This window comes from Desulfovibrio sp., from assembly GCF_034006445.1.
Lineage (GTDB): Bacteria > Desulfobacterota > Desulfovibrionia > Desulfovibrionales > Desulfovibrionaceae > Desulfovibrio.
In genome coordinates this window covers 181,849-192,670 of sequence record NZ_JAVESS010000004.1, presented here as the reverse complement: position 1 = coordinate 192,670, position 10,822 = coordinate 181,849, and the positions used below count along the sequence as shown (strand labels likewise).

6 protein-coding genes are annotated in these 10,822 nt (G+C 59.1%); 4 read left to right on the top strand and 2 right to left on the bottom strand.

The window, feature by feature from the left end:
- The first annotated feature begins 35 nt into the window (after window positions 1-35).
- The 4 genes from fdnG to RBR41_RS06975 all read left to right on the top strand — a co-directional run bounded on the left by fdnG (window position 36) and on the right by RBR41_RS06975 (window position 6,184).
- Complete coding sequence (gene fdnG, locus RBR41_RS06990) at window positions 36-3,077, top strand: formate dehydrogenase-N subunit alpha (protein ID WP_320351861.1); 3,042 nt, start codon at window positions 36-38, stop codon at window positions 3,075-3,077.
- A 49-nt stretch (window positions 3,078-3,126) separates the two neighbouring features.
- Window positions 3,127-3,786: a 4Fe-4S dicluster domain-containing protein gene (locus tag RBR41_RS06985; RefSeq protein ID WP_320351860.1), complete on the top strand. Its 660-nt coding sequence runs from the start codon at window positions 3,127-3,129 to the stop codon at window positions 3,784-3,786.
- 330 nt (window positions 3,787-4,116) lie between these two features.
- Window positions 4,117-5,097, top strand: coding sequence for a formate dehydrogenase accessory protein FdhE (locus tag RBR41_RS06980; protein WP_320351859.1), 981 nt, complete (start codon window positions 4,117-4,119; stop codon window positions 5,095-5,097).
- A 643-nt stretch (window positions 5,098-5,740) separates the two neighbouring features.
- On the top strand, window positions 5,741-6,184 hold the full coding sequence (locus RBR41_RS06975) for a cytochrome c3 family protein (RefSeq protein ID WP_320351858.1): 444 nt from the start codon (window positions 5,741-5,743) through the stop codon (window positions 6,182-6,184).
- Between the two features lie 538 nt (window positions 6,185-6,722).
- Here the strand turns inward: RBR41_RS06975 and RBR41_RS06970 are convergent.
- Both RBR41_RS06970 and RBR41_RS06965 read right to left on the bottom strand, forming a co-directional pair.
- A complete protein-coding gene (locus RBR41_RS06970) occupies window positions 6,723-8,558 on the bottom strand; it encodes a methyl-accepting chemotaxis protein (protein ID WP_320351857.1) in 1,836 nt (611 codons plus the stop codon).
- Window positions 8,559-8,657: 99 nt separating this feature from the next.
- Window positions 8,658-10,568 (bottom strand): bifunctional diguanylate cyclase/phosphodiesterase, encoded by a 1,911-nt coding sequence (locus RBR41_RS06965; protein WP_320351856.1) that lies wholly within the window; start codon window positions 10,566-10,568, stop codon window positions 8,658-8,660.
- Window positions 10,569-10,822: the final 254 nt, after the last annotated feature.

The following is a 10,822-nucleotide window of genomic DNA, read 5'->3' as shown; positions in this document are numbered from 1 at the left end:
CGCGCATGTGATAGGCTCAAACAAGGAGAGGTCTTATGAAAAGCACCCGACGGAGTTTTCTCAAAGGTGTCGGTGCAGGGGTATTATGCCTGACACTGGGGAACCTGGGCTTCGATCTGGGCGAAGCCCAGGCGTACGCCGTTAAACTCAAAATTGAAGGGGCTCGCGAAGTATCGAGCATCTGCCCCTTTTGTTCAGTACAGTGTCAGATCATCGCCTATGTGAAAGACGGCAAGCTCGTCTCCACCGAGGGCGACCCTGACTTTCCCATCACTGAAGGCGCGCTCTGCGCCAAGGGCGCGGCCCTCTATTCGATGTACACAAGCGATCATCGTCTGAAAAAGCCCCTGTACCGCGCGCCTCACAGCGACAAGTGGGAAGAGAAGGACTGGGACTGGACCCTTGAGCAGATCGCGCGGCGCGTAAAAGACGCCCGTGACAAGGACATGATCCTCAAAAACGAAAAAGGCCAGACGGTCAACCGCCTGGAAACCATATTCTGGATGGGAACCTCGCACGCCTCCAACGAGGAATGCGCGGTCATCCATCAAGCCTTGCGCGGCCTGGGTGTTGTCCATATGGACCACCAGGCACGGGTCTGACACAGCCCCACTGTTGCGGCTCTGGCAGAGTCGTTCGGACGCGGTGCAATGACCAACCACTGGATCGACATCAAGAATGCCGATGCGGTGCTTATTATCGGCAGTAATGCCGCTGAACATCATCCCGTGGCTTTCAAGTGGATCATGAGAGCCAAGGACAACGGGGCCGTGCTCATGCACGTTGACCCCAAATTCTCGCGCACATCCGCCAGGTGTGATTTCCACGTGCCACTTCGTTCCGGCACGGACATTCCCTTCCTTGGCGGCATGGTCAACTATATTCTTGAAAATGGCTGTTATCACAAGGATTACGTCAACAACTACACCGACGCGGCCTTTGTGGTGGGCGACGGCTACGCCTTTGAAGACGGACTCTTCAGCGGCTACAACGCCGATGGCCGCAAGTATGACAAAAAACTGTGGGCCAAGGCCGCAGGGCCTGACGGCGCGCCTGTCATCGACCCCACGCACAAGAACCCGCGTTGCGTCATCAACCTGATGAAAGACCACTATTCCCGTTACACACTCAAGAACGTCTCCGACGTTACGGGCGTGTCGCAGGAAAACCTGCTCAAGGTCTACAAGAACTTCTGCGCCACCGGCAGCCCCGACAAGGCAGGCACCATTTTGTACGCCCTGGGCTGGACACAGCACACCGTGGGCGTGCAGAACATCCGCCTTTCCACCCTTGTGCAGCTCTTGCTGGGCAACATCGGCGTGGCTGGCGGCGGCATCAACGCCCTGCGCGGCGAACCCAATGTGCAGGGGTCCACAGACCATGCCCTGCTGTACAACAACATCCCCGGTTATCACGGCACCCCGCAGGCTCCGTGGCAGACCCTGGCCGACTACAACAAGGCCAATACGCCGGTCACCACCCTGCCCAACAGCGCCAACTGGTGGGGCAACAGGCCCAAGTACATAGCAAGTCTGCTCAAGGGCTGGTTCGGCGATGCCGCCACGCCCGAGAACGACTTCTGTTACAGCCTGCTGCCCAAGCTGGAGCCGGGCGAAGACTATTCGTACATGTATATGATGGACAGGATATACAATAACAAGATCAAGGGCGGCTTCATCATGGGCGTGAACCCCATGAACAGCTTCCCCAACACCAACAAGATGCGGACAGCCCTGGACAATCTGGACTGGCTCGTCTGCTCTGAAATCCATAACTCCGAAACCACGGACAACTGGAAGCGCCCCGGGGTTGACCCCAAGACAAAGAAGACGGAAGTCTTTTTGCTGCCGTCGGCCCACCGTATTGAAAAGGCGGGCACCATCAGCAACAGCGGGCGCTGGCTCCAGTGGTTTGACCAGGCTGTGCAGCCCGGCGGCGAAGCGCGTAACTTTGCTGACGTGGTCGTGCCCCTCTTCAACACCATCCGCAAGATGTATGCGCAAGAGGGCGGCGTGCTGCCCGAACCCATCATGAAGATGCACTGGACCGACAAGTACGATCCCGAAGACTGGGCCAGGCGCATCAACGGCTTCTTCTGGGCTGACAGCAAGGTGGGCGACAAGGCCTACAAGCGCGGCCAGCTCGTGCCCGCGTTTGCCGCCCTCAAGGACGACGGCACAACCTCTTCCCTCAACTGGATATACACGGGAAGCTGGACAGAAGAAGACGGCAACAAGTCACGCAGGCGCGACCCCAGCCAGACGCCCATGCAGGCCAATATCGGCCTCTTCCCCAACTGGTCGTGGTGCTGGCCCGTCAACCGCCGCATTCTGTACAACCGTGCCTCGGTTGACGTGAACGGCAAGCCCTTCAATCCCAAGAAAGCCGTTATTGAATGGGACGGCAGCAAGTGGGTGGGCGATGTGCCCGACGGCCCCTGGCCGCCCATGTCCGACCCCAAGGGGGGCAAGCTGCCCTTCATCATGGTCAAGGACGGGCATGCCCAGTTCTACGGCCCCGGCCCTGCCGACGGGCCTTTCCCCGAACACTACGAACCTGCTGAAACGCCCCTGGCGAGCCATCCGTTCTCCAAGCAGCTCAGCAGCCCTGTGTACAAGTACCACAAGTCGCCCATGGACCAGATCGCGCCTCCGGCCGATCCGCGCTTCCCCATTGTGCTGACTACCTATAGCCTCACCGAGCACTGGTGCGGCGGCGGCGAAACACGCAACGTGCCCAACCTGCTTGAAACCGAACCCCAGCTGTATGTGGAAATGAGCCACGAGCTGGCCAAGGAAAAGGGCATCAAGAACGGCGACGGCGTGTTGCTGGAAAGCGCGCGCGGCAAGTGCGAGGCTATCGCCATGGTGACCGTGCGCATACGGCCCTTCACGGTTATGGGCAAGACAGTCCACCTTGTGGGCATGCCCTTCGCCTTCGGCTGGACAACGCCAAAATGCGGCGACTCCACCAACAGGCTTACCGTGGGTGCGTATGACCCCAATACCACCATTCCTGAGTCCAAGGCCTGCTGCGTGAACCTGAGCAAGGCCGACAAGCTGACCGAAATAGGCTAACGAGCAAGGCGCGCCCCCGTGCGGGGGCGCGCCCCACAAGGAGCATACTATGCCGAAAACATTCTTAGTTGACACCACGCGGTGCACGGCATGTCGTGGCTGCCAGTTGGCCTGTAAGGAATGGCACGATCTGCCCGCCAATCACACCAAGCAGCTCGGCACGCACCAGAATCCGCCGGATCTGAACCCGAACAACCTCAAAATTGTCCGGTTTCACGAATATATTAATGATGAAGGCAACGTGGTCTGGAACTTTTTTCCCGACCAGTGCCGCCATTGCCAGACGCCGCCCTGCATGGACGTGGCCGATATGAGCGTGCCAGGGGCCATTATTCAGGACAAGAAAACCGGCGCCGTGCTGGCCACGGACAAATCCGCCAAGCTGAGTGAAGAAGACGCCCAGGCCGTACAGGAAGCCTGCCCCTACAACATACCGAGGCGCGATCCCAAAAGCGGCCGCCTGACCAAGTGCGATATGTGCATTGACCGCGTTTCTGCGGGCATGCAGCCCATTTGCGTCAAAACCTGCCCCACGGGGGCCATGGTTTTCGGTGAGCGTGAAGAGATACTGCCTGTGGCCAAAAAGCGTCTTGAAACAGCCAAAAAACGCTGGCCCAAGGCCTTTCTTGCCGACATGGAAGACGTGAGCGTCATCTATCTTCTGGCTGACACCAAGGACAAGTATTACGAGTTCGCAGCGTTTATGTAGAGTGCCTCAGTCAGGTTTCAGTTTGGCATTGCCATAATTGTAAACTGAAATTATGCTGACTTACAGAAATGTAGCCATGGCCGTATTGGCGTTCGAGGCGTCCTGCCAGAGCAATTTCTCTTTGAAAATGCTCCAGGACGGACAGCCGCGAATGCCAGTACGGCCGGGTGAGGCGCTTGAATACGCCCGGTGAAAGCCATTTTCCCCGGAAGCTGGCCTGCCGCCCCGGCGGTGAGGCGCAGTTTTGTATCAAGTGTGGCGCGCGGGGCTTCCTGTGCGCCGCTGTCACCTTTCGATCGGAGGTCGCGGCCTCCGGGTTTTGGAGCATCAATGGCCTTATCCCGCCAAAGCGTGGCAAAAACCCTGGAGGACGTGGCGGCGCGCCGTCCCGTTCTCGAACCCGTATTGCGGGCTTTTGAACCTTTGCTGACCGCCCAGGCCCAACTGGCCGACGATCTGGCCGAAAGCGTACGCGCCACTGGGCTGCGCCTGCCGGAAGTTCAGGCTGAAGCCGTACAGCAGGGGCTTTCGCTGCTGGCTGGCATGCCTCTGAATGGCCTTGCCGCGCCCCTGCGCAGCAGCGCCGAAAAACTGTTGCCCCTGCTGGCCGGGCTTGAGGCCATGGCCCCGCATATCGCCGCTCTGGAAGCCCTGCTGCTTGCGCCGGTGAAAAAGGGCTCCAAGAAAAAAACCACGGCCAAGGCAAAGCCCGACCCGCGTGAATCGTTGGCCGAGGCCATGCTTTCGGGTAACAGTGAGGAAGAGACGCGCCTTGCGGAGCAGTATAACCTTGATCCCTCGGTGCTTTTGTTCGCCTTTGGTTTTGTGCTTGCGCCTGTTCTGCGCGCCCTTGTGACGCAGAGCCTGCCTGAAGAAGGGGATGCCCCCTGGGACGCGGGCAGCCAGTGGAAGCAGGGCTACTGCCCCGTGTGCGGCAGTTTTGCCAGCATAGGCTGGCTGGACAAGCCAGTTCTGGATGAAAAAAATGCCTATCTTGCGGGCGGCGGCGGCAAAAAGCATCTGCACTGCAGCCTGTGCGGCGCTAACTGGAAGTTTATGCGCCGCGTTTGTCCTTCATGCGGCAAGGATGGCTCCGGCGTGATGGAAGTGCTGCGCGAAAGCGGAGCGGCTCAGGGAGAACGGCTGGACTGGTGCACCAAGTGCAAGAGCTATTGTCCCACCGTGGATTTGCGTGAACGGGAGGGAACCCCCGACCTTGACGCGCTGGCCCTTGGCATGATGCACTTGGACATGGTGGCGACCCGCAAAAAGCTGCGCCCGCTCAAGCCTACGTTCTGGAATACTTTTTAGAGCATTTTACCTTTGAAAAAGTGAAAATGCTCTAACGCTGCACAAGAGTGCAGCACGCCACAACGTGGCGTGGATTCAGCCGAAAATCGCACTTTTCGGCTAAATGAAAACATTGAAATGTGAAACATTTCATTGTGCGTCTGCTTTAAGCAGGAATGGCGCTTTTTACTGTCGCGCGGCGGCAGGCAAGGAACGCCAGTATTTGTGTCAGACACGAGCAGCAAGGAGCTTTTGTTTTGCGGCTGAGCCGGGCTTTTTAGCGCGATGCGGGCGTAACACACACTGTTGCGCTGCGGAAAAGCTGATTTATTCCGTTTGGGGGGTTGCTTCCTTTTTTTGAAACAGTTGAGGACAGAAGAGTCCACTCCTGCTTCAAAAAAAGATCGCGCCTTGCCAAACGAAATACCAGCGCGTTTTCAGGAGGCTCTTTAACCAGTGCTTCCCTAAAAAATCCTTCCTGGCCGGAGAACGAAATTTACTTGCGCCATATGTTCTGAAAAGGCCGAAAGCATGCCGAACCGGGTAACCGGGAGGGAGCGCGTCCAACGCCATGTGGCTGCGGACGAGACCCGGCGGCCGCCCGGTGAGGGCGCTCCGCATGCGCCAAGACATGAAGGTCTACTACCTCAGGAGGAGCTTGTTCATGAAAACCTTGGTCATCACTTTTTTTGCCCTGACTCTTTTGTGTGCCGGCGGAGCGCAGGCCCGCAGCGTCAAGGAGATGGCGGACACCATCAAAAAACCCATCGAGATTGAAGCTTCCGGCTCCAAGCGCATGAATGTCATGTTCCCGCATACGGCGCACAAGGGCATCTCCTGTTTTCACTGCCACCACGAAGAAGGCAGTGACGGTCGCTATGTTGCCTGCACCGAATGCCATGCCACGCCCGGCGCGCGCGAGCGTGACCCCATGAGCATGTTCATGGCCTTCCACTCCAAGAACGGCGATCGTTCCTGCCTTGGCTGCCACAAGAAGCTCGCGGCTGAAAATCCCGGCAAGTTCCCGCAGTTCAAGGGTTGCCGTCCCTGCCACATGAGCCCTGCCGCGCGTGAAGCCGCCGCGGTCGAAAAAACCGCCAAACCGTAATCTTGAATACCGCTCTGCGGTAGTTGCGCCAATGTTCGGATGCCGGGCAGCAAAAGCTGTCCGGCATCTGTGCGTTGGGGCCTGTATGCAATGCCTGCCTGTGGGCCTGTAGGTCGTGAAAGTACCAGTGCAACTATAGCATTTTCGCATTGAGAATACCCATTCTCGCGGTAGCCGTTGCCCGCTCCTGCGGGCTTGCCTGAACCGTTGGCGGGAACCGCCTTACGGAGCAGGACAGCACCGCTACGGATAGCGACAGCGGCTCTTCCACTTGGATGTCGTGTAACCAATTACTGTCTTCAGGCGTATTTTCCTGCGTCACAACGCCTGAAGCAATGCTTCCAAGACGCCCGCTTCAGCGCGCATGCGCCACGCTGACACACAATAAAAATTTTAGGGGGAGGGGGCGTGGGGGAGGCGACCCTTTTTTAAAAGGGTCCCTCCCCCACAAAAAATTTCAACGCGATTTCAGAGCGGTGCGGAGGTTCGCATTCGTCGTCCCTCCCCCACAAAGCGTTTCAACATGCCGTACTCAAGCTCACTCATTGTTGCGCAGTTTTTCCACAAGATTTTCCACGGTTTCTGCCTGCTGCGCCAGATGGATGACGGCCTGGGCAGCCTCGGCCATGGTTTGCGCGCTTTCTCTGGCCGCCAGGCTGACATTGCTGATGGTGCAGGTTACCTCCTGACTGGCGGCGGACTGCTCTTCGCTGGCGGCGGCAATGGCGCGTACCTGGCCCGCCGTGGTATCGGCCATGCTGACGATGGCCTCAAGGGCGGAGCCGGATTTGTCGGCGCTGGCTGTGGCCAGCTTGACCTGTGCCACGGCTTCGTCCAGGGAGGCCATACTGTGGGCCGTGCTTTTTTGCATGGCGGTGATGGCGGATCCCACATCCTGGGTGGACGTCACCGTCTTTTCCGCCAGCTTGCGCACCTCGTCGGCCACCACGGCAAAGCCGCGTCCGGCGTCCCCGGCACGGGCCGCTTCTATGGCTGCGTTGAGGGCCAGCAGGTTTGTCTGGTCCGCAATGTCGGAAATGAAGCCCATGATGCGGCTGATGTCGCGGGCGCGCGCGTTGAGGTCATCCATGTTGGTCTTGAGCCGCTCCGAAACCTCGTTGACCCTGTTGATGCTGTCCAGAGCCTGCCGCACGACCAGTGCGCCTTCTTCAGCGCTGGCCCGCGTTCCGGCTGAGGCCTGCGCGGCCTGTCCGGCATTTTCGGCCACCTCCCGTACTGTGGCGTTCATCTGCTCCATGGCGGTGGCGGCGCTGTCCAGATTTTCCGCCGTGGCCGTGGCCCCCTGGCTGGACTGCTCGATCTGCCGCGTCAGCTGACCGGATGCGGTCGTCAGGTTATGGGCGACGCCCTCAAGCTGCGCGGCCGCGTGCAGGAGGGTTTCTGTTCTGTTCAGCGCCTGCGCCCGCGCGTCCTCGGCTTCACGCAGGGCAGCCTCGGCCCGTTGCGACTGGCTCAGGGCCATCTGCGACTGGGCGTCGGCATTGCGGATGTGCTCCTGCAAGGAAGCCACCATGGACAGGATGGCGGCATAGACCCCGCGACATTTTTGGGGGCCGCCGTCGGCATCCGTCTGGTAGTCACCTTTGGCCACACGTTGGGCAAGGATGTTGAGCTGGCCGGGATCTATGCCCAGCTGGCGTTTGACGGAAAAAATCAGCAGGCAGGTCACGCACACGCTGAACAGCAGGGCCGCTCCGGTCAGGGCCACGGCCATGTTTAGCGACTGCTCGGCAATATGACGCGCGGCTTCGGCGGCCTGACGGCTGCGGGCCGTGTCCCGATCAAGCACCTGTTCGTAGAATCGCGCCAGCCGCAGGAAGTTGGCCCTGCTGCGGTCAAAGAGGGCCACGGCCTCTTCGGTTTCACCTTCCTTGGCGTGATCGATAATCTGCTGGCGGTTCCGGGCGTCTTCCTGCGTGGCGGCGGCGATGTGCTCCAGCAGTTCAGGCAGGCTCGCGGCCTGTTTTTCGCCGTCCTGCCTGATCTGGCCGTCCTGGCCGGACGTGCTGGCAGCGTCTGGCGGGGCGCATTCTTCGGGCACGGGGCGGGCCGCCAGTTGTGCGTAGTTTTTCTCGTGCTCGGCCAGGGCGCGCAGGGCGCGATTAATGCGCGAGGTGTATTCGGTGATGGTCACCTTGTCTGTGCGGGTGCTTACGGCGGCCAGATCCGAGCGCATGGAATAGAGCAGGGCATTCATGGATTGAACCGCCACCACCGATGGAATGACGGTTTCGGTGATGTGATCGACGGTGGCGGTGATTTTTTGGCTGTTGCGCATATAGACCGCAAAAAGGAGCAGCATAAATAGAATGATGCTGCAAAACGAAAGAACCAGTTTTGCGCTCAGCTTCATTGGTATCCCCAATCCTTATGGTGGTTAACGCCCCAATCCGTTCATGGCCCTTCAATGGCGGCACTTTCCTGCCGTCGGGCCTGCGTACGGGAGCGGCTGTTATTCCTTGCTGGCTTCGGCTGCGGGGGCATCTTCGCAGTCGTCAAACATGTAGTTGTTGCCCGCCAGCTGCTTGCAGCGTTTTTTCAGGCTGGCGGCGGCCCGTGCCAGGTCAAAGCTGCTCTGAAAACTGGTGGCGGTTACGCCCACAATGGTCAGAGACATGAGGGGAAAGCGCTCTTCCTGCTGGTTGCGGTTTTTGCCCTCAATGTAGCCGTTCTGGAAATCCTCGGCGTTATAGTAGGCGGACACGCCCTGGGCAAAGGCGTCGATGATGTCCTGGCAGACCTTTTCAGCCTTGAAGCGGTCAGTGACGGCTATGAAATCATCGCCGCCGATGTGCCCCACAAAGTCTCCCTTTGGCGTGCTTTCGGAGATAATGGACGCAAGGCGCTTGAGGACGCGGTCGCCGTTCTTGAAGCCGTATTTGTCGTTGTACGCCTTGAAGTTGTCGATATCGAAGTAGAGGACGCTCTTGTCCAGACAGAGCCGTACGAGGCGTTCCAGTTCTATATCAATGAGGGCGTTGCCCGGCAGTTCGGAGAGGGGGTTGAGCTGGCGCGCGTTGGCCACCTCAAGCTCGATGCTTTTTTCAAGCAGTTCGCGCACGGTGACGATGCCCACGTATTTGTTGTCGCGGGTGACGGTGACAAAGTCGTATATCTGGTTGTTCTCGCGGCGCATGGCATGGCGGGAGACAACGTCAATGGTGGTCTGGTGGTCGACGCTCAAAAATCCCCTGTCCATGACCGAGGCAACGGTTTTTCCGGCAAAGAGCGAAAAGCCGAAGCGGCCGCTCAACTGGCGGTGCAGGCGGTGGCGCATGATGGTGCCCACGGGCTTGCCCTCATCCACCACGCACAGGCCCTGCAGGCTGTCGTCATGCTCAAAGCGCTCGGCGGCCTCGATTACCGGCAGGGATGGAGGAATGGTGAAGCCGGGCCGGATGATGTGCCGCACGTGGAACTTGTGCACGCGCGCGCCGAAAAAGCGGTTCTTTATTTTGTTTTCGCGGTGGATGAAGCGCACCACCTGTTCCGTAATGGGCTGCGGATGCAGTGCGGGGCGCTGGATGAAGTAGCCCTGGCCGTAGGGCACGTCGAAGCTGATCAGGGTCGCCATCTCTTCTTCGGTTTCAATGCCCTCGGCAATGATACGCGTATTGGTCAGGGAGGCGAATTCCTGCATGCTCTTGATAAGCGCCTGACGGGTGAGGTCTTTGTCCACCCCGCGGATGAGGCGCATGTCCAGCTTGATGAAGTGCGGCTGCACGTCTGAAATGAGGTTGAGGCCGGAATACCCGGCCCCTGCGTCGTCAATGCTTATCTGGTAGTTCTGGGCCTTGTAGTGCTCGATGATTTTTTTGAAGCCGCGCAAATTGTCCACGGATTCGCGTTCCGTGATTTCAAAAACCATGTCTTCGGCGCTGAGGGCAAAGCGGGTGAGGTATTCCTTGGTGAAGCCCACGCCGAAATGCGGGTCCTGCATAATGTTGGGGTTGACGTTGAGGAACAGGCGTATGCCCGTGGCGATCTGCCGTGCCGCCCTGAGGGCGCTGTAGCGGAACAGATGTTCCAGCTCAAGCATGCGTCCGTGGCGCAGGGCCGCGTTGATGAGGGCTTCGGGGCCTTCAAGGGGGCTGCCCGCCGGGCCGCGCCCCAGCGCTTCAAAGCCAAAAATGGAGCCGTCCCGCAGGGAGATGATGGGTTGCAGCACACTGTGGATGCTTTTGTTGTGCAGGATATCCCACAGGGCCTGTCGTTCCTCCGCTGCCAGCGCGGTTGCGCGAGCGGCGGCGCGGGCGGCGGCCCGCATGGCGGCAAGAGGTTTTTCCAGAGGGCGCGGGCCTGGGCACAGGACCAGCGGTTCATTGCCGGAAGCAGGTGGGTTGGGCACTAACGGCGTGGGCATATATGAAATCTCCGGTAGGATGATGGATTGCCCAAAGAAGTAGCGTTCCAATATGACAATTGGGTGACGGTATGACAGGTTTTTGCGTAAAGTGGCGGTTGGGGCGTGTTGCGGGGTGCTATTCGTAATTGTTTACAATATAAATGATTATTGCACTGACCGCCGGGTGCCGCGCTGGCAATTGTTACGGTCTGACGCGGCGGACAATGGTTGTGCGCAATAATGACACAAAGCGCGGACTGGTTTTGCGACAT